This window comes from Pantoea trifolii (genome assembly GCF_024506435.1).
In the GTDB taxonomy this organism is placed as follows: Bacteria; Pseudomonadota; Gammaproteobacteria; order Enterobacterales; family Enterobacteriaceae; genus Pantoea; species Pantoea trifolii.
The window spans coordinates 2,061,234-2,078,945 of sequence record NZ_JANIET010000001.1; the positions used below are offsets into that span (position 1 = coordinate 2,061,234).

Annotated in this window: 16 protein-coding genes; 12 read left to right on the forward strand and 4 right to left on the reverse strand. The window is 56.3% G+C overall.

Annotated features, from left to right (window positions below; all coding sequences use genetic code 11):
• The first annotated feature begins 3 nt into the window (after positions 1 to 3).
• The 6 genes from NQH49_RS09595 to NQH49_RS09620 all read left to right on the forward strand — a co-directional run bounded on the left by NQH49_RS09595 (position 4) and on the right by NQH49_RS09620 (position 6,921).
• A complete protein-coding gene (locus NQH49_RS09595; protein WP_256696465.1) occupies positions 4 to 1,584 on the forward strand; it encodes an FGGY-family carbohydrate kinase in 1,581 nt (526 codons plus the stop codon).
• Between the two features lie 10 nt (positions 1,585 to 1,594).
• Positions 1,595 to 3,121 carry a glycerol-3-phosphate dehydrogenase gene (locus NQH49_RS09600; protein WP_256696466.1) on the forward strand — a complete coding sequence of 509 codons (1,527 nt, stop codon included), beginning with the start codon at positions 1,595 to 1,597 and terminating at the stop codon, positions 3,119 to 3,121.
• Positions 3,122 to 3,131: 10 nt separating this feature from the next.
• A complete protein-coding gene (locus tag NQH49_RS09605) occupies positions 3,132 to 4,070 on the forward strand; it encodes a sugar phosphate isomerase/epimerase family protein (protein WP_256696467.1) in 939 nt (312 codons plus the stop codon).
• A gap of 146 nt (positions 4,071 to 4,216) precedes the next feature.
• Entirely contained in the window at positions 4,217 to 5,170 is a 954-nt protein-coding gene (locus tag NQH49_RS09610) for a sugar-binding transcriptional regulator (protein ID WP_256696468.1), read from the forward strand.
• A 154-nt stretch (positions 5,171 to 5,324) separates the two neighbouring features.
• A complete protein-coding gene (locus NQH49_RS09615; RefSeq protein WP_256696469.1) occupies positions 5,325 to 5,684 on the forward strand; it encodes a helix-turn-helix domain-containing protein in 360 nt (119 codons plus the stop codon).
• On the forward strand, positions 5,674 to 6,921 hold the full coding sequence (locus tag NQH49_RS09620) for a type II toxin-antitoxin system HipA family toxin (protein ID WP_256696470.1): 1,248 nt from the start codon (positions 5,674 to 5,676) through the stop codon (positions 6,919 to 6,921). Before NQH49_RS09615 ends, NQH49_RS09620 begins: the two co-directional genes overlap by 11 nt.
• A gap of 13 nt (positions 6,922 to 6,934) precedes the next feature.
• On the opposite strand, the gene NQH49_RS09625 is transcribed toward NQH49_RS09620, so the two are convergent.
• Both NQH49_RS09625 and NQH49_RS09630 read right to left on the reverse strand, forming a co-directional pair.
• Entirely contained in the window at positions 6,935 to 7,675 is a 741-nt protein-coding gene (locus NQH49_RS09625; RefSeq protein ID WP_256696471.1) for a DeoR/GlpR family DNA-binding transcription regulator, read from the reverse strand.
• Between the two features lie 42 nt (positions 7,676 to 7,717).
• On the reverse strand, positions 7,718 to 8,980 hold the full coding sequence (locus NQH49_RS09630) for a DUF1479 domain-containing protein (protein WP_256696472.1): 1,263 nt from the start codon (positions 8,978 to 8,980) through the stop codon (positions 7,718 to 7,720).
• Positions 8,981 to 9,447: 467 nt separating this feature from the next.
• Here NQH49_RS09630 and NQH49_RS09635 point away from each other — a divergent pair, with 467 nt between their 5' ends.
• The 5 genes from NQH49_RS09635 to NQH49_RS09655 all read left to right on the forward strand — a co-directional run bounded on the left by NQH49_RS09635 (position 9,448) and on the right by NQH49_RS09655 (position 14,651).
• Positions 9,448 to 11,202 carry a glycerol-3-phosphate dehydrogenase/oxidase gene (locus NQH49_RS09635; protein WP_256696473.1) on the forward strand — a complete coding sequence of 585 codons (1,755 nt, stop codon included), beginning with the start codon at positions 9,448 to 9,450 and terminating at the stop codon, positions 11,200 to 11,202.
• Entirely contained in the window at positions 11,186 to 12,025 is an 840-nt protein-coding gene (locus tag NQH49_RS09640) for a class I fructose-bisphosphate aldolase (protein WP_256696474.1), read from the forward strand. Before NQH49_RS09635 ends, NQH49_RS09640 begins: the two co-directional genes overlap by 17 nt.
• Before the next feature lie 60 nt (positions 12,026 to 12,085).
• Positions 12,086 to 13,570, forward strand: a complete 1,485-nt coding sequence (locus NQH49_RS09645) for an FGGY-family carbohydrate kinase (RefSeq protein WP_256696475.1) — start codon at positions 12,086 to 12,088, stop codon at positions 13,568 to 13,570.
• Positions 13,571 to 13,668: 98 nt separating this feature from the next.
• Entirely contained in the window at positions 13,669 to 14,151 is a 483-nt protein-coding gene (locus tag NQH49_RS09650) for an Xre family toxin-antitoxin system antitoxin (RefSeq protein ID WP_256696476.1), read from the forward strand.
• Positions 14,151 to 14,651: an RES family NAD+ phosphorylase gene (locus NQH49_RS09655; RefSeq protein WP_256696477.1), complete on the forward strand. Its 501-nt coding sequence runs from the start codon at positions 14,151 to 14,153 to the stop codon at positions 14,649 to 14,651. Before NQH49_RS09650 ends, NQH49_RS09655 begins: the two co-directional genes overlap by 1 nt.
• A gap of 64 nt (positions 14,652 to 14,715) precedes the next feature.
• Here NQH49_RS09655 and NQH49_RS09660 read toward each other — a convergent pair whose 3' ends face one another.
• Both NQH49_RS09660 and NQH49_RS09665 read right to left on the reverse strand, forming a co-directional pair.
• The gene (locus NQH49_RS09660; protein ID WP_256696478.1) at positions 14,716 to 15,978 is read right to left on the reverse strand and encodes an acid phosphatase; all 1,263 of its coding nucleotides are present in this window, start codon (positions 15,976 to 15,978) and stop codon (positions 14,716 to 14,718) included.
• 75 nt (positions 15,979 to 16,053) lie between these two features.
• Positions 16,054 to 16,293, reverse strand: coding sequence for a hypothetical protein (locus NQH49_RS09665; RefSeq protein WP_008104180.1), 240 nt, complete (start codon positions 16,291 to 16,293; stop codon positions 16,054 to 16,056).
• Positions 16,294 to 16,543: 250 nt separating this feature from the next.
• Here NQH49_RS09665 and hpxO point away from each other — a divergent pair, with 250 nt between their 5' ends.
• Positions 16,544 to 17,701, forward strand: a complete 1,158-nt coding sequence (gene hpxO / locus NQH49_RS09670; protein ID WP_256696479.1) for an FAD-dependent urate hydroxylase HpxO — start codon at positions 16,544 to 16,546, stop codon at positions 17,699 to 17,701.
• Positions 17,702 to 17,712 lie beyond the last annotated feature (11 nt).

The window sequence follows — 17,712 nt, forward strand, 5'->3', positions numbered from 1 at the left end:
GCGATGAACAGAACTCTTTTTCTTTCGGAGGTGTACGTGGATAGTGGCGATATCATTCTGGGTCTGGATTCCGGCACCTCGGTGGTTAAAGCGGTGGCGTTTGATCTGGAAGGCACGCAACTGGCATGCGCATCGGTGCGTAACCGTTATTACCGCAGCGAAGGCGGCGCGGCGCAGCAGTCAATGAGCCAAACCTGGCAGGATGCAGTCACCGCGATACGTAAACTGGGCGAGCGCGTCGACAACCTTGCCGCGCGGGTTGTGGCGGTGGCCGTCACCGCCCAGGGCGACGGCAGCTGGCTGGTGGGTGCCAATAATCAACCGGTCGGCGATGCGTGGATCTGGCTGGATGCGCGCGCGGCACCGACGGTTGAAAAACTCAATCAACATCCGTTAGCTGCCGCACGCTTTAGCGCGACCGGCACCGGACTCAATACCTGTCAGCAGGGATCGCAGCTGGCGCACATGGATCACTTCTACCCCGAACTGTTAGCCCACTGCGAAGTGGCGCTGCACTGCAAGGATTGGCTTTACCTCAATCTCACTGGCATTCGCGCTACCGATCCTTCCGAGGCGAGCTTTACCTTTGGCAACTTCCGCCACCAGCGTTATGACGATCAGGTGATTGCCGCGCTGGGGCTGGAACAGCGTCGTCATCTGCTACCGGAAATTATCGAAGGCACGCAAACCACGCATCCGTTAACCGCTGAAGCCGCGCAGGCCACCGGTTTACGGGCTGGCACGCCAATCTGCCTCGGCTATGTTGATATGGCGATGACTGCGCTTGGCGCAGGCGTGCATACCGGGGAAGCCAATACCGCTTGCTCAATTGTTGGATCAACTGGCGTGCATCTGCGCAGCGTCACCATCGATGAGGTGTGGCTGAATCCGGCGCAAACTGGCTACGTGATTCCGCTGCCGTGGCCGGGCTATGTCACCCAGGTGCAAACCAATATGGCATCGACGCTCAATCTCGACTGGCTACTGAATCTGGCCAGCGATCTGCTCAACAGCTTTGGTTGCGAAATCGATCATGCCCGTTTGGTGGGACATATCGATCGCTGGCTCAACGCGGCCAAGCCCGGCAGCCTGCTCTATCACCCTTATATCTCGATTGCCGGAGAGCGCGGACCGTTCGTCAATGCCGAGGCGCGCGCCAGCTTTACCGGCCTGAGTTACACCCACAACTTTGGCGATCTGGTGCGGGCGGTAATCGAAGGCATCGGTTTTGCCGCGCGTGATTGCTATCAGGCGATGGGCAGTTTGCCGGGTGAAATCCGGTTAACCGGCGGCGCGGTGCGTTCGCAACCGTTACGCCAGATTTTGTCGGCCTGCATTGGGGCGCCGGTGCGCATCAGCCAGCGCGATGAAGCCGGTGCGGCCGGTGCCGCGATGATGGCGGCGGTGGCGATTGGCGCTTATCCGTCGATGGAGAGCTGCGTCAAAACCTGGGTGATGCCGCTGCTGGATGCGCCCGAAGCACCGGCCAGCGAACTGACGCAGCGCTACAACCAGCTGTTCCCCACCTATCAGCAGATACGTAACGATCTTCCTGCCGCCTGGCACGCGCTAAAACAGTTTTAAGGAGTAAATCATGAGTGAACACATGCTGGATCTGTTTGTGATTGGCGGCGGTATCAACGGTGCGGGTATCGCACGTGACGCCGCCGGTCGCGGCTTGTCGGTGATGATGTGTGAGAAAGACGACCTCGCGCAGGGCACCTCATCGCGCTCCGGCAAGCTGGTGCACGGCGGCCTGCGTTATCTGGAGTATTACGAGTTTCGTCTGGTGCGTGAGGCGTTAATCGAACGCGAAGTGCTGCTTAACGCCGCGCCGCACATTATCTGGCCGATGCGCTTTGTGTTGCCGCATAGCCCAACCGATCGTCCGGCGTGGCTGGTGCGCCTCGGCCTGTTTCTCTATGACCACCTTGGCGGGCGTCAGAAACTGCCGGGTACGCGTTCGCTGGATTTATCGCGCGATCCCGAAGGTGCGCCACTGCTGGACAGCTACAGCAAAGGATTCGAATACTCCGATTGCTGGGTGGATGATGCGCGGCTGGTGACGCTGAATGCGCTGGATGCCGCCGAGCGTGGCGCTACCATTCTGCCGCGCACCCGCTGCGTGGCGGCAACACGTCACAACGGCAAATGGGAAATCACCCTGCAGGATGTCAGCGGTACCTCGCGCACCGTGTTCGCCAAAGTGCTGGTCAACGCCGCCGGGCCGTGGGTGCTGGATATCGTTAATCAGGTGACGCACACCAAAAGCAGTCGCAACGTGCGGCTGGTCAAAGGCTCGCACATCATCGTGCCGAAATTCTGGGAAGGTCAGCAGGCGTATCTGGTGCAGAACACCGACAAGCGGGTGATTTTTATCAATCCGTATGAGGGCGATAAAGCGCTGATCGGCACCACCGATATTCCGTGGCAGGGCAAAGCGGAAGCGGTCACCGCCGACGACAGCGAGCAGCAATACCTGATCGATGTGGTGAATCGCTACTTCAAGGTGAAACTGCGCGCCAGCGATGTGATCACGCGCTTCTCCGGCGTGCGTCCGCTGTTTGATGACGGCAAAGGCAATCCATCGGCGGTGACGCGTGATTACGTGTTTGACCTCGACGATCAGCAAAACGCCCCGCTGCTGCATGTGTTTGGCGGCAAGATCACCACCTTCCGCAAGCTGGCTGAACACGCCATTCAGAAGCTGGCACCGTTCTTCCCTGACATGGGCGCGGACTGGACGCGTGGCGCCACCTTACCGGGCGGCGATATGCCGCACGCCGATTTCGACAGCTTCTTAGAGCAGGTTAAAGCGCGCTGGCCGTGGCTGCCGCAGCCGCTGCGCAAACACTATGCGCGGCTATATGGCACGCGTATCGATAAGTTGATCGGTCATGCCAATGCGCTGGGCGAACTTGGCCGTCACTTTGGTGGGCAACTGTATGAAGCTGAGGTGCGTTATTTGGTGGAAAACGAGTGGGCGCAGCAGGCTGAAGATGTGTTGTGGCGTCGCACCAAGCATAAATTGCACCTCGATGAGGCTCAGCAACAGGCTTTCACTCAGTGGTTCAACGCCACCTTTGCTGCTCCCGTACCGCTGCGTGCGCATGCCGGATAAGAGGTGAATCATGCCGTTAACACTGTCACTGAATACCAATCCGCTGGTGAATCGCTTTGCCGAACCGCAGGATTTGATTCACACCGTGGCGCAGCAGATCCGCATTCGTGATGTGCAGCTCACCCATGAATTCATCAATCCCGGCTGGCCCGCTGCGACCATCACGCGCATGACGCGCCGCATGCAGCAGGCGCTGCGCACCACCGGCGTGCGCGTGACCTCCGGCATGACCGGGCCGTATGGCCGCCTCAACCATTTTGGCCATCCTGATGTTGAAGTGCGCCGCTATTACGTGGACTGGTTTAAAACCTTCGCCGATATCACCGCCGAACTGGGTGGCGATTCGGTGGGATCGCAGTTCGCCATCTTTACTCAGCGGGATTTCAACGATGTTGCGCGCCGCGACGCATTGATCGATATCGCCATTGATTGCTGGGCCGACGTTGCCGAACACGCCAAAGCCGCCGGATTGACATACCTGTTTTGGGAACCGATGAGTGTGGGCCGCGAGTTTGGTGAAACCATTCCGGCCTGTTTAGCGCTGCAGCAGCGTTTGAGCGAAGCCTCGATGGCGCTGCCGATGTGGATGATGGCGGATATCGATCACGGTGATGTTACCTCCGCCGATCCGCGCGATTACGATCCCTATGCGTGGGCCGAAGCGGTGCCGCGTTATTCTCCGATTATCCATATTAAACAGAGCATGCTGGATAAAGGCGGACACAGACCTTTTACATTGCAGTACAATGCCGGCGGCCGCATACAGCCGCAGCCGCTGCTGGACGCGCTGGCGCGCGGCGGCGCGCAGGATAATGAGATCTGCCTTGAACTGAGCTTTAAAGAGCGCGAGCCAACCGACAGCAAGGTGGTAGCCGAGATCGCCGAAAGCGTCGCCTACTGGGCCGGACATATTGATACCGGCGTGCAGGATCTGCATTTGGCGGAGTGAGGTGCGCATTTCCCCTCACCCTAACCCTCTCCCGCAAGCGGGCGAGGGAACTGTCCGCGCAGGCTGCTCGATCGGCTCCTTCTCCCGCCTGCGGGAGAAGGTTGGGATGAGGGCCAAAGTGCACATTTTAAACCAAAGGACAACCCATGAAACCGGCACCAACCTCGACTGAACGCGACGAATCTCTGGCGCTGCGCGCCGCCTGGCTTCATTACGTCGGCGGTTTGACGCAGGCGGAAGTGGCGAAACGACTCGGGCTGCCATCGGTGAAAACGCACCGCATGATTGCGCGCATGGTGGCGGAAGGCGCGGTGAAGGTGTCTATCGATGGCGATATTGTCGCCTGCGTCGCGTTAGAAGATCGGCTGCGGGCGAAATTCGCGCTTAACTTCTGTCATGTCGCGCCTGACCTTGGTGAAGAAGGTTTGCCGGTACGTGCGCTGGGCATGGCGGGCGCGGATTATCTGCGTAATCTGCTCACCGCGTCGCCTTCTACCACGCTAGGTCTGGGACACGGCCGCACCCTTTCCGCCGCCATCCACCAATTACCGCGTATCGATGCGCCGCACATGCGCTTTGTCTCGCTGCTCGGCTGTTTAACTCGCAACTACGCGCTCAATCCCCACGACGTCATGCATCGCATCGCCGAGAAAACCGGTGCGCAGGCTTACATGATGCCGGTGCCTTTCTTTGCGAATACTCAGGAAGATCGTGAAGTGTTGCTGGCGCAGCGTGGCGTGAGCGAGGTGTTTGCCATGGCGGCGCAGAGTGAAGTCAAACTGGTGGGCATTGGCACCGTGGAACCCGCTGCTCAGTTGGTTGAAGCCGGCATGATTGATGAAGCGGAGATCAATGATATCTCCTCATCCGGAGCGGTCGGTGAACTGCTGGGCCACTTCTTCGATGCCAATGGGCAGATGATTCACACCAACCTGACGGCACGCACCTTGTCGGTGGATCTCGATCTTTCGCATCGCGCAGAGATTGTCGCCCTGGCAGGCGGCGCCAGTAAAGTCGCGGCGATTCGCGCCGTGCTGGCCAGCGGTCTGGTGACCGGTTTGATCACGGATGAATTGACGGCGCAGGAATTGGTGGGTTAAAAAAAGAGTAGTAAGATGTTCTCTATATAGTACCAATGATGCTTATTGGTACTATATAGAGAACATCCACGCCAGCATGCAGCATTGGAAAAAACATACGCTTATGTTTAAAATGTTCCACATAGAGTACATATAACCCTTATTGGTACCATGCATGGAACAGATGATGACCTCTTTCACTTCACCTACCTCACGTTATGCGCAGGAAGCGATTGCCTTATTGGCTTCCTTGATTCGTGCTGAACGTATTGAGAAGCAAATTCCGGTATCCGAATTGGCTGAAAGAGCTGGCATTTCGCGTGGGACTTTACATCGTATTGAGCAAGGCGATGTGAAATGTCAGATTGGCAGTTATTTTGAGATTGCGGCCATCCTGGGTATTCCCCTGTTTGATACAGAGGTGAGTTTGCCCTCATTGGTCAGTCATCGAAATCGTGTTGAGGAAAAGCTAAAGCTGTTACCTAAACACACCAGCAAAATAAAGAGCAGCAGGAAGGTGAAGGATGACTTCTGAAGCGCGTTTAAGAGACGCTTACGTATGGATATGGCTTCCAGGTGAGATATCGCCAGTGGTGGCGGGCAGGATAGAGGCTGAAGGCGATACGCTGTTTTTCAACTATGGTCGTAGTTATCTACAGCGAGAAAACCGCATCCCGCTCAATCCCAATGAACTTCCTCTGCAGACTGGCGTTATACCGCCGCTGAATGGGTTAAAGATTGCGGGCTGTATTCGTGATAGCGCGCCTGATGCCTGGGGACGACGTGTCATTATCAACCGTCGAATGGGACGGAAAGGTGCCAACGTCGATACCGGAATACTCGATGAGCTAACGTATCTCATCGAGTCTGGTTCAGATCGCATTGGTGCCCTGGATTTCCAGCACTCGGCAACGGAGTACATTCCGCGATCGGCTGCGAATGTCACCCTTCATGAATTACTGGAGTCTGCTGATCGGGTCGAAAAAGGCGTGCCGTTAACACCTGAATTGGATCAGGCGCTTTTCCATGGGACGTCGATCGGTGGCGCGCGGCCCAAAGCGCTGATCGAGGCTGAGGGAAAAAAATACATTGCTAAATTTTCTGCCAGTGCGGATATCTGGAATGTAGTAAAAGGCGAATTCCTGGCGATGCGATTGGCGCAGTTGGCAGGTTTGCATGTCGCCCCGGTCAAGTTAGTCAAAGCAGCTGGACGCGATGTGATCATGATCGAGCGTTTCGACCGCGAACAAAAAGCTGATGGATGGACACGAAAAGTAATGCTTTCGGCGCTGACCTTGTTTGAACTCGACGATATGCTGGCGCGCTATGCCAGTTACGAAACACTCGCTGAAATTATTCGACAGCGATTTGCGTCGCCCAAAGAGACTTTGCTGGAACTGTATAAACGGCTTTGCTTCAATATTCTCTGCGGCAATACCGATGACCATGCCCGCAATCATGCTGCATTCTGGGATGGTAAAAGCTTCAGTCTTACGCCTGCTTATGATATTTGCCCGCAGGGCCGCGCTGGCAACGAAGCCTCGCAGGCGATGCTGATAAGCGGCAACAATAATTTAAGTCGCATGAGCAGCTGCCTGGATGCAGCTCACCACTTTGCTTTGAGCCGCACTGACGCGCATACGCATTTCATGATGTTAAAAACGGCTATCGAAACCTATTGGCATCATGTTTGTGATGAAGCCGAATTGAGCCAGGTGGATCGGGAAAGTCTGTGGAACAGGCAATTCATCAATCCTTTTTCACTTGAATAACTGATCGCGTAAATTAAACCAAACTTACTTCCACGCCCATCTCACGCAGCGTTTTTAGATAGCTCGCCTCCAGTTCGGCATCGGTGATCAGCTGCTTAAACGGCTGAAGCGGTGCCAGCGCAAACGGATGAATCTGGCCAAACTTTGAGGAATCCGTCAACGCGATGGTGTGCGTGGGTTTTTCCATGATGGCGTTGACCACGTCACAGCGCAACATATCGCGGCCGGTAAAGCCGGTGACGACATCCCAGCCATCAATGCCGATGAACGCCTTGTGGAAATTGAGGTGCTGAATACACAAACGCGTCAGCGGCCCCACCACCGATTCACTGCTTTTTTGAAACAGGCCGCCGAGGATGATCACATCGCCGCCCTTTTCACGCAGCAATCCGGCGATGTAATGGCTCACGGTAATGATGGTGATGTCGTTGCGTTCACTCAGTTCACGCGCCAGCAAGGCGTTGGTGCTGCCGCCTTCGATAAACACCGTTTCACCGCTGTTCACCAGCGACGCTGCGTATTCGGCCAGACGCTTTTTCACGCCGAAGCGGGTTTGCATACGTGCGCCGACGTCATCACTTTCTGGCGCCACGGCGGAACCGTGCACGCGGCGCAGAAAGCCGCCTTTCTCGAGGAGATTGAGATCCTGACGCACGGTCACTTCCGAGACGCCGGTGGTGTGCGCCAGCTCATTAACGCTGACGCTGCCGCGCTCGCTAACCAATTGGATAATCTGCTGATGACGTGCGTTCATAACATCCGCTGCCGTGAAATTTTTGCCAAGCTTACCAGAAATTTAGCCCAATCCCAGACTGCGGCGACCGTTGACATTGAGCGCATCAAGGGTAAAGCGATCGCGCCACTGCGATTCGTAATCCTCCTGCGGGAAATCGCCCGGTGATGCGCCAGTGGCCAGCGCTTGTGCCACTTTGTTCGCATAGGCGGCATTTTTCTCGCACAGCGGCGCGGCGGGAATGTACATCACATTGCCCCAGCCTTGCTGATCGTCTACTGGCGCAACCGAATGGATCACATCGCAGTGCCACCATACCGAATCGCCAGCCTGCAGCGCAGGAATCGAACACAAGCCGTCAATCAGTTCCGGATGCCACTGCGCCGATACCGGCAACACTTTGCCCGGCGCGACGCCGCACAACTCATCTTCCGGCACATCTTTCAGCAACGGACGCAGCAACAAATAGGCCATCGCTTCCGGCACAGGCACCACATGCAGCAAGCCCTGACCAATCTGCATATCCGACAGCGCAGTCCAGCCCTGAAAAGTCCGGAATACCGAGCACTTGGTGGTGGTGCCCGATTGATACTCATTCACTTCTGTGCGATGCGCCGCATCCCAGGGATCGTATTGATCAAACTGGTTGGTGAATATTTTGCTGAACACCTGCTGATACGCCGGCAATAACCAACGCTCCAGCGCGCCTGAATCGGTGTGCGCGCCGAGACCTTTGGAGGTGGTGCCCGGCAAGCGGCGACGAATGCGATCGGGATAAATAATGCTGACGTCAGGTTCAAACCAGCGTGTGCCGCGTGACTCAAAGGTCCACAAGCGATTGAGGAAAGATTGCGTCTGTGCCATGGCATCGCTTTGGCGCGCTGACATCTGCGCATCACTCCAGTAAATCGGATAGATTTCCGGACGGGACGCATCAAGGTTGCCGAAGAAGTTATCGCCCGGCCCCTTATAAACGTTGTCGAAATCGTTGTCATCAAGGTACTTGAGCATCGACTCATCCCAGGCCAGCGCTTGATCGCGCGGGAAAGTCTGCTTAACCACGACACAACCGCGTCGACGGATATGATCCTTCACCTCATCGCTAATACGTCCCGCTGCAATATCCTGCTGGCTGACCTGCGGCCACGCGCTGCCGTTTTGCGCCTCTTCCGCACGAGCGGCGGCAATTTCGCTGACGATTTTGCTTCTGACTTGTTCAAACAGACCTTCGACATCACCGATCTGCTCTCTCAGCACCCTTTTCATCACACGAACGTTTTGTTTGAAATCATCAGGTTGTTGCAATGAAGTGAAAGTATTATTCATGACATGCTCCGATTCATTAACTTGCGTATTTCATTCGAAACTAAATTACACTTCATTCATAACAAATGCGCAGCAATAAACAATGCCACAACCGCCGAATCCGGAAGTTGATCACATTAAGAATGAAAAATAGCTTTCAGGTGAAAGTGGCGACGAGTTGAACGCCACCACTCAACGATCAGGATTTTGACGTTTTCGGTAACGCTTGCAGAATGGCATCGACGCACTGCTGCGCCGAGAGCATTGCGCTATCCAAGTTGCCAGCCCTTAATCTCTCCTTACCGCTTCTCACCCTGTAATTGGATAACGCCTTCGCTTAATACAGATCCGTCAGTCTTCCAAAGACCAGTTAAGTGACCAGCCTCTCAACTCTTATTCCTTCTATTAACAATTCCTTCACCTTTCGTCCTCCAGCACAGCTCCAGCGACTACGATCTCATCCTGGCGTACTGGAACTGGAGCATCTCATGGATAACATTAAAACCCGCGAACAACGCCTGAGCGCTCTGCGCCTGCGGTCGTCGACACCGGTGTTGATTGTCGGCGGCGGCATCAACGGCATCAGTACATTTCGCGAACTGGCATTGCAGGGCATTCCGGCGATTCTGGTGGAAAAAGGCGACTGGTGCCAGGCGGCCAGCGGCGCGCTGTCGCGCATGATTCATGGCGGTTTGCGGTATCTGGAAACCGGTGAGTTCACGCTGGTCAAAGAGTCGGTCACCGAGCGCGACCGCCTGCTGAAAAATGCCTCGCATTATGTCTTCCCCTTACGCACGACGGTGCCGATCGATAATCTCGCTGGCGGCTTAGTCAATGCAACCCGCCGTTTTCTGCGCCTGAGCGATAAACCGACACGACGTGGTGCGTTGCTGATTAAAACCGGGCTCAGCCTGTATGACATCTACACCCGCCAATATGGATCGATGCCGAAGCATCAGGTGCGCAATGAAGCCGCCACGCGCGATCGCTGGCCGGGATTCGCGCCCTGGGTGAAATACAGCGCCAGCTATTACGATGCGTGGATCAGCGCGCCGGAACGGCTGGGGTTCGAGTTGATTGATGATGCTGAAAAAGCCTGCCCGGAGGCGCTGGCACTCAATTATCTGCTGCTGGTCAGCGCCGAGGGCGAAACCGTTATTTTGCAGGATGCGTTAAGCGGCGAGCGTTTTAGCCTGCAACCGCATGTGCTGGTCAATGCCGGTGGCGCATGGATCGACCAGCTTAACCAACGCATCACCGTCAGCCGCGATCTGCCCAAGCTGATTGGCGGCACCAAAGGATCGCACCTGATCCTCAATCACCCCGAATTGCTGCATATGCTGGATGGCGAAATGGTCTATTTCGAGAACCAGGAAGGCCGCGTTTGCATTATGTTCCCGTGGTTTGGCAAGGTGCTGGTGGGTTCCACCGATATCCGCGTGGACGATCCCGACGAGGCGGTGTGCGATGAGGAGGAAAAGGATTACATCCTCGAGTCACTGCGTTTCATCTTTCCGCATATCGAGGTACCGGATTCCGCCATCGTGTATACCTTCTGCGGCGTGCGTCCGCTGCCCGCCAGCGAGGCCAAACTTAACGGCCAAATCTCACGTAATCACTCGTTAGTGGTGTTGCCGGCTGACGCGAATCGCGCCTGGAGCACGCTCTGTTTAGTCGGCGGCAAATGGACTACTTTCCGCCAGTTCGGTGAAGAAGCGGCGGATCGCGTGCTGCGTCTGCTCGGCGAAAAACGTCAGGTATCAACCGGTGATGTGCCGATTGGCGGCGGGCGTGACTTCCCCAAACCTTCAGGACAAACCGCGTGGCTGGCGCAACTGGCGCAGCGTTATGGCGTGCCGCTGCCGCGCGTGATGCAGCTCGCCAAACGTTACGGCAGCCGCGCCCTGCCGCTGCTGGCGCTGATCCAGCAGCACGGCGAGCAAATGTTGCAGAATCACGCCGCCTACAGCGATGTCGAATTACGTTATCTGATTGAACATGAACAGGTTTGTCAGCTGGAGGATTTGTTGGTACGTCGCACCTCGCTGGCGATTTGCGGTGAACTTAGCGTGCCGCTGGTGCAGGAGATCGCCGAAATCATGGCTGCGACGCTCGGCTGGAGCGATAGCGAACGCGCGCAGCAGCTGCAGCGCTGCTGCGCCAATCTGGCGCGTTTGCACGGACTTACCGGCCTTTACCCCACGGTTTTTCAGGAGGAAACACAACATGTTAGTAACCAATAAAGTGCGCATGCAGCGCCTGTTTCAGCACGGCAAATGTCTGGATGTCGCCATCGATCACGGTATCGCCAACGAGCCTGATTTCCTCATCGGTCTGGAGAATATTGCAGATGTGATGGATAACCTGATCGCCGCACAGCCGGATGCGATTCAGGTCAACTATGGTCAGGCCGATCTGCTGCAGCGTGTGGCGGGACGTAAACCGGCGCTGGTGATGCGCACCGATGTGGGCAATGCCTACAACGCGGCGCGTCACCGGGAAATGTGGGCGGTGCTGCACAATCCTGATGAACCAATCCTTGCCGCGTTGCAGATGGACGCCGCCGCAGTGGTAGTTAATCTCTATCTGATCCCCGATGAACCGGGCATTTTCCGCATGTGCGTTGAAAACATTGGCCGCCTGCGTCAGGCCTGCGATCGCTACGCCATGCCGCTGATGATTGAACCACTTGTGATGGCCCCCGCCGGACAAGGCGCGGCTTACGGCTCGCTGGGTGATGTGGAGAAGATGGTGCCGCTGGTACGGCTGGCACGTGAGTTGGGTGCAGACATCATCAAAGCCGATCCCACTGAGAACGTGGAAGATTTTCATCGCGTGGTGGAAGCGGCGCGCTGTCCCACGCTGGTGCGCGGCGGCGGCAAAGGTGAACTGGCGGATGTGCTGACCAAAAGTGCCGCGCTGATGGCGCAAGGTGCCAGCGGCATGGTGTATGGCCGCAATGTTTATCAGCACGATAATCCGTCCCGCGTGGTGAAAGCGCTGATGGCGATTATTCATCAGGGCGCCAGCGGCCCGGACGCATTGGAAATCTATCAGCAGGGTTGAGCCTTACCTGCACCGGCGCTTATGCGGTGCGCCGTCTTCGCCAGTTGCACGGAGTCGGATATGAAGATAGTCGGTATTGATGCCGGAAACACCATGATCAAAGCGGTGCTGTTTGATCTCAGCGGGCGCGTATTGTCGGTGGCCGAGTGCGCGGGAGAAACCCATCGTCCGCAGGAAGGTTACGCCGAACGGCCGGTGGCGGATATCTGGCATGGCGTCAGTGATGCGGTGAGCCGTTGCCTGCAACAGGCGGGAACGCCAGCTAGCGATGTGATTGCGGTTGGCGCGACCGGTCACGGCAACGGTTTGTACGCGCTGGATAAGCATCAGCAGCCGCTGTTTGGTATTCAGTCTATCGATCATCGCGCTTGTGATACTGTGCACGCGCTGGAAATCAGCGGCGCGGATAAGCGCATCTACCCGATTTCGCTGCAAAAACCCTGGCCAGCGGCAACGCCAGTGTTGATCAGTTGGATCAAACAACATCAACCCGAACGCTGGGCGCAAATCGGCCATTTACTGTTAGCGAAAGACGTTATCGCCCATTTTCTCAGTGGCGCGATCAGCGCAGATTTCTCGGATGCCGCCGGAGCGGGTTTGATTGATTATCGTGCGCGCGGCTACAGCCGTGAATTGATGGCGCTGTACGGCATCGAAGAGGCGCTCGCCCTGCTGCCCGCACTGCGTGAATCCTGCGAGGTGGTTGGCCATGTCACACAACGTGCTGCCCAGCTCACTAGGTTACCCGCGGGCATTCCGGTAGTTGCGGGCATCTTTGATGTGGTGGCCAGCGCCGTCGGTTCTGGCGTGGTGAACACCGGCGAAGCCTCGATTGTCGCCGGGACGTGGAGCATCAATCAGGTGGTAGTGGATAAACCCGATTATCTGCGCCCGGTATTTATGAACTCCATTATTGAGTCCGACCGTTATATGGCGATTGAGGCCAGCGCCACCTCGGCGGCGAATCTCGACTGGTTCCTGCGCGAATTTGACGACGGTCGCGGCGGTCAAGGCGCGGCGCGCAGCAGCGATAGCGTGGCGCACGTGCAACCCAATGCCCAGCTACCGCTCTATCACCCTTACCTCTATTCCGGACGTAAATCAGAACCGGCCAAAGCCGGGTTTTATGGCTTAGGCGGCTGGCATACGCGCGCCGATATGCTGTTCGCGCTGTTTGAAGGCGTGACCTTTGCCCATCGGGCGCATATCGATCGCCTGCGTGCGGCGGGCATTCCTTTTACACAGGCCATTTTGTCGGGCGGCGCGGCGCGCAGTTGCGTCTGGCCGCAGATGTTTGCTGACGTGTTAGACATACCGATTCGCGTTGCGGAGTGCAAAGAAACCGGCGCGCTAGGCGCAGCATTGTGTGCCGGTGTGGGCGTCGGCGCGTGGCGTAATCTCGCCGAGGCCGCGCAGCGGGCGGTGCAGATCAATCCCGGCGCGCTGCTGCCGCGAGCGGATCGCGTTGCGTTTCACGATACGCGTTATCGGGTGTTTAAGAAGCTGGAGCTGGCGATGCGCGAGATGTGGCAGGAAGCCGGTTGATTTTACTGGCTTGATCGTACAAAAAATGACAACCTCTGCGCAGTGATGTACACTTGAACTATCAAAATGTTCAAATGAACATTACTCAGGAGGTTGTGATGACAACTGCATCCCCATTAAATCACGGCAATGCCGCACGCGTCTTCGACCCGACGCTGATTCAGCACGCTCGGAAATCTTTTATGGATCAAATGGGCTTGCCGCGTAATCCGCTGAAAGCACATCAGTTGATCACCGAAGGTCTGGACGTTGGCATCGTTGAACGCGCGGCCACGGTGCTAAAAGCAACACCATTGGATGTTGCCCAGATGGTCTCGATCGATCGCAATACCTATCGCCGCCGTGAGAAAGCTGGATCGCAACTCTCGGTGGAGCAAGGTGCGCGGGTGTATCAGGTGTTCGAAATTCTGGATGCCGTATTGCAATTATTTGCCGGTGACGTTGACGCTGCCATGCACTGGATGTATCAACCTGCGTTGGCACTGGACGATGCATTGCCAATGGAGATGCTGAGCACGCCTGCGGGCTGTGATGCGGTGTTAACGCTGATTGGTCGCCTGGAACACGGAGTGATTGTGTAATGACGCAACGGAAGGAACCGGATGCTCCCCATCGATTATTTTATCGTTTAGTGAAAGAAGAGTATGCCAGCGAGGCGTTTAGCGGCGCTGGCGCTGAAAAATGGGGCGGACGCTGGAATCCGCCCGGTATTAAGACGGTTTACCTCAGTAGCTCAAAGGCGCTCGCCACGCTGGAACTGGTGGTGCATGCCGGTAAAGCGATGCTGGAGAAGAGCCGATTTGTGATTTTTACCCTGCCGATCCCTGAGAGCGAAATCATGGCGCTGGACAGCAGTAAGCTGCCCAGCGATTGGCAAAAGTATCAGCAGCAGGAAGAGACGCAGGCGATCGGCGCCGCGTTCCTCGATTTGCAAGGCGGCTTACCTTTGCTGTTGACGGTACCCAGCATTTTGACCGGCGAAGACAACGCCATCCTCAATCCCGACCATCCCGCCGCCGCCGCCCTCTTTGCACAAGCCACTTCAGCGCCCTTCACGCTTGATCGCCGGATTAAAGCGTGACGAGCGTTTTCGTAGGGTGCGCAGTCATACCGTCATGCGCACCTGGTCACCATAAATGACGACCCTACAAAGTCGGTTTCGCTAAAGCAAACGCCGCCGTTAAATCAACACGTTGCCAGAATGACTGATCCGCACTGTTGCCGGACAGCGGATAACCGTTTGGCAGCGCGCTTTTCACCATCAGACGGCGAATCTGAGCATCAGACAGCTGCGGCAACGCGGTTTTCAGCAGGATCTCCGCGCCCTGCGGAACTTTGACAGGCGTGTTCTGCACATTGGCTTTTGGCAGGTTGTAACTCATGGTGAAACGATAGAACTGCTTCATTGCTGGTGAACGATAAGGATCATCCTTGCCATCGCTGCGCGCACACTCGGCCAGCGACGTGCCGCACTCTTTCTCCAGCGCGGCACGCAGTTGATCGCGCGCTTCACTAAACAGCGCCTGATAGCGCGCATCGTTGAGATAGTTTGCCACGTTGCGTTGCGCCACCATGCGCGAACCCATCACATCCAGCGGGTAATGCACGCCCAATACTAAACGCGAATAACCGTAGCGCGCGCCGCGCGTTACCAAGGCTTCAAAACGTTCTGGCACCATTTCGGCCAGCAACAAGGCATCGGTGTAACCGGTGTTGGTATGGCCGCTCGGGAAAGAACCGCCGTCGGCGGTGTAACGCACGTTGTCTGTTACCACCACATCGTCTGGCACCAGATGAATACTGTTGCCCTCACGCAGGAACGGTCGCGGATAGTTAAAGTGTTTCTTGGCTGCGCTGGTGCTGACTTCACTGGCTTTGATCAACGCCGCCGCTTTGCCGATCTCACCTTTATCGTAAGCCGCGAGGAAGGCTTTGCCGAGACGCGGGCCGAGCGCATCAGAGAGGAAATAGAGATAGCTGATCGCTTCCGCATCGGCCAGTGCCTGATGACGCACATTTTGCGTGGCGTTCAGGTTGATATTGGTAACGGTGGCCTGGCTGGCATCAAGCACGCTGGCGGGCAACGCGCTAAAGCCGGACAGCAGCGCAATTCCGGCCTGCTGGTTCTCTTTAGTTTTGAAATCGTAGCCGCTGTTTTTCAGCCACTGTTTGTCAGCCTGTTTCGCGGTCTGTTTGGCTTTTTCCAGTTGCTCACGCGTCAGCGTGCTGCTGTCGCCTTGCAGCGCCCGACGTTCAGCCTGTAAAGATTGCTGCTCGATATCGCTATAAGCGGAGGTGGAACCGGTGGAGGTTAAGCCTGCCAGCGCGGCCGCATCGGGCAGTGAAACCGCATGTGCCTGCTGTGCCAGCAGAAAAACCGTTGCAATCAGTGTGAAGCGGGTTTTCATTATTTTCCCCTGTTATCAAAATATTACCTTGCCGGGGAAACACGCTAGCACTCGATTATGACAGATTTATTTCACTTAACGACACTGACTGGCACAGTTTTGTACGCAAATTTGTGCTAACGAGCCGCAGCCGCCGTTATTGTCGTTTTTGCACTGTGATTGCTGCACATAGCAGTTCTGCTGACAGGCTGAAACATCGCACTTGGCGGCAATCGGCGTCAGTTGGACCACCGGCGCTTTTCGTTCCGGCTGCCATTGGGGTTGTGCCAGCACGCTAATGCTGAACAGCAAGGCTAATGCCATTATCCATTTCATGATTGAGTCCTCGCGGGAAGGGTGTAAAGAGTATGGCTGCTGCGGCGCCAATTACCATGCTGAAACAATCGATTCAACCTTTGTCACAAATTGCCCTTCTACAGTGCATAGATGTGCGCCACTGTAGTGCAGAACAGCAAAGCCAGATGCTGCTGTGCCAATGTAAAATCAAAGAGATAACCGCAAGTCGGCTTCCACGCGAATCTGGTACAAAAGTTGCAGTCCCTTATGCATAGCAAAGGAGACGGATATGAAAGCAATTGTGATTGGCGCGGGCATTGGCGGTATGAGTGCTGCGATTGCGCTGGAGAAAGCGGGTTTTGACACGGCGGTGTTTGAAGCAGTGAAAGAGATGAAGCCGGTGGGTGCGGCGATCTCCATCTGGCCCAACGGCGTAAAATGCATCAACGCGTTGGGTATGAAAGAGCCGCTGCGCGCGCTGGGTGGCAACATGGCGTTTATGGCCTACAACGATGCGCACAGCGGCAGCACACTCACCCGCTTCAGCATGGAACCGCTGGTGCAACAGGTGGGTGAATATCCTTATCCAGTGGCGCGCGCCGAATTGCAGGCGATGCTGATCGATACCTACGGACGTTCGCGCATTAGCTTTGGCAAACGCGTCACGCAGGTTGAACAAACTGAGCACGGCGTCACCGCCTGGTTTGATGACGGTAGCCAGGCCGAAGGTGATTTCCTGATCGCCGCCGATGGCACGCACTCGGTGATCCGCCACTATGTACTGGGCGAAAGCATCGAACGTCGTTACGCCGGTTACGTCAACTGGAACGGCCTGGTGACGATTGATGAGGCTATTGCGCCCGCCGATCAATGGACCACTTTTGTTGGCGAAGGCAAACGCGTGTCGCTGATGCCGGTCAGCGATAACCGCTTCTACTTCTTCTTTGATGTCCCATTGCCAAAAGGCTTGTCGGAGGATCGCGCCACGCTGAAAAGTGACCTTAAAGGCTACTTCAGCGGCTGGGCCGAACCGGTGCAGCGCCTGATAGAACGTCTTAACCCGGAAACCACCAATCGCGTGGAAATCCACGATATCGAACCCTTTAGCCGTTTTGTTAAAGGTCGCGTGGCGTTGCTGGGCGATGCCGCGCACAGCACTACGCCGGATATCGGGCAAGGCGGTTGTGCGGCGATGGAAGATGCAGTGGTGCTGGCGCAGACGCTGGCGTCACACTCTTTGGGGATTGAGGATGCGCTGTTGCGCTATGAAAGCCGTCGCGTGGAGCGCACCAAAGATTTGGTGTTGAAAGCCCGTAAGCGCTGTGATGTTACCCATGCGAAAGATGCGGAAGTGACGGCGGCATGGTATGCGGATTTGAAAAATGAAACCGGCGAGCGAGTGCTTGCCGGTATGTGCGATACGATTGAAGGCGGTCCGTTCGGTTGAACCAGGTCGCC

What these genes read in the sequence shown, in the direction of transcription:
- NQH49_RS09635 (WP_256696473.1), top strand. Translation starts at nt 9,448, where the DNA reads ATGGATAACATTAAAACCCGCGAACAACGCCTGAGCGCTCTGCGCCTG.
- NQH49_RS09600 (WP_256696466.1), top strand. Translation starts at nt 1,595, where the DNA reads ATGAGTGAACACATGCTGGATCTGTTTGTGATTGGCGGCGGTATCAAC.
- NQH49_RS09630 (WP_256696472.1), bottom strand. Translation starts at nt 8,980, where the DNA reads ATGAATAATACTTTCACTTCATTGCAACAACCTGATGATTTCAAACAA.
- NQH49_RS09625 (WP_256696471.1), bottom strand. Translation starts at nt 7,675, where the DNA reads ATGAACGCACGTCATCAGCAGATTATCCAATTGGTTAGCGAGCGCGGC.
- NQH49_RS09595 (WP_256696465.1), top strand. Translation starts at nt 4, where the DNA reads ATGAACAGAACTCTTTTTCTTTCGGAGGTGTACGTGGATAGTGGCGAT.
- NQH49_RS09665 (WP_008104180.1), bottom strand. Translation starts at nt 16,293, where the DNA reads ATGAAATGGATAATGGCATTAGCCTTGCTGTTCAGCATTAGCGTGCTG.
- hpxO (WP_256696479.1), top strand. Translation starts at nt 16,544, where the DNA reads ATGAAAGCAATTGTGATTGGCGCGGGCATTGGCGGTATGAGTGCTGCG.
- NQH49_RS09620 (WP_256696470.1), top strand. Translation starts at nt 5,674, where the DNA reads ATGACTTCTGAAGCGCGTTTAAGAGACGCTTACGTATGGATATGGCTT.
- NQH49_RS09645 (WP_256696475.1), top strand. Translation starts at nt 12,086, where the DNA reads ATGAAGATAGTCGGTATTGATGCCGGAAACACCATGATCAAAGCGGTG.
- NQH49_RS09610 (WP_256696468.1), top strand. Translation starts at nt 4,217, where the DNA reads ATGAAACCGGCACCAACCTCGACTGAACGCGACGAATCTCTGGCGCTG.
- NQH49_RS09650 (WP_256696476.1), top strand. Translation starts at nt 13,669, where the DNA reads ATGACAACTGCATCCCCATTAAATCACGGCAATGCCGCACGCGTCTTC.
- NQH49_RS09660 (WP_256696478.1), bottom strand. Translation starts at nt 15,978, where the DNA reads ATGAAAACCCGCTTCACACTGATTGCAACGGTTTTTCTGCTGGCACAG.
- NQH49_RS09640 (WP_256696474.1), top strand. Translation starts at nt 11,186, where the DNA reads ATGTTAGTAACCAATAAAGTGCGCATGCAGCGCCTGTTTCAGCACGGC.
- NQH49_RS09605 (WP_256696467.1), top strand. Translation starts at nt 3,132, where the DNA reads ATGCCGTTAACACTGTCACTGAATACCAATCCGCTGGTGAATCGCTTT.
- NQH49_RS09655 (WP_256696477.1), top strand. Translation starts at nt 14,151, where the DNA reads ATGACGCAACGGAAGGAACCGGATGCTCCCCATCGATTATTTTATCGT.
- NQH49_RS09615 (WP_256696469.1), top strand. Translation starts at nt 5,325, where the DNA reads ATGGAACAGATGATGACCTCTTTCACTTCACCTACCTCACGTTATGCG.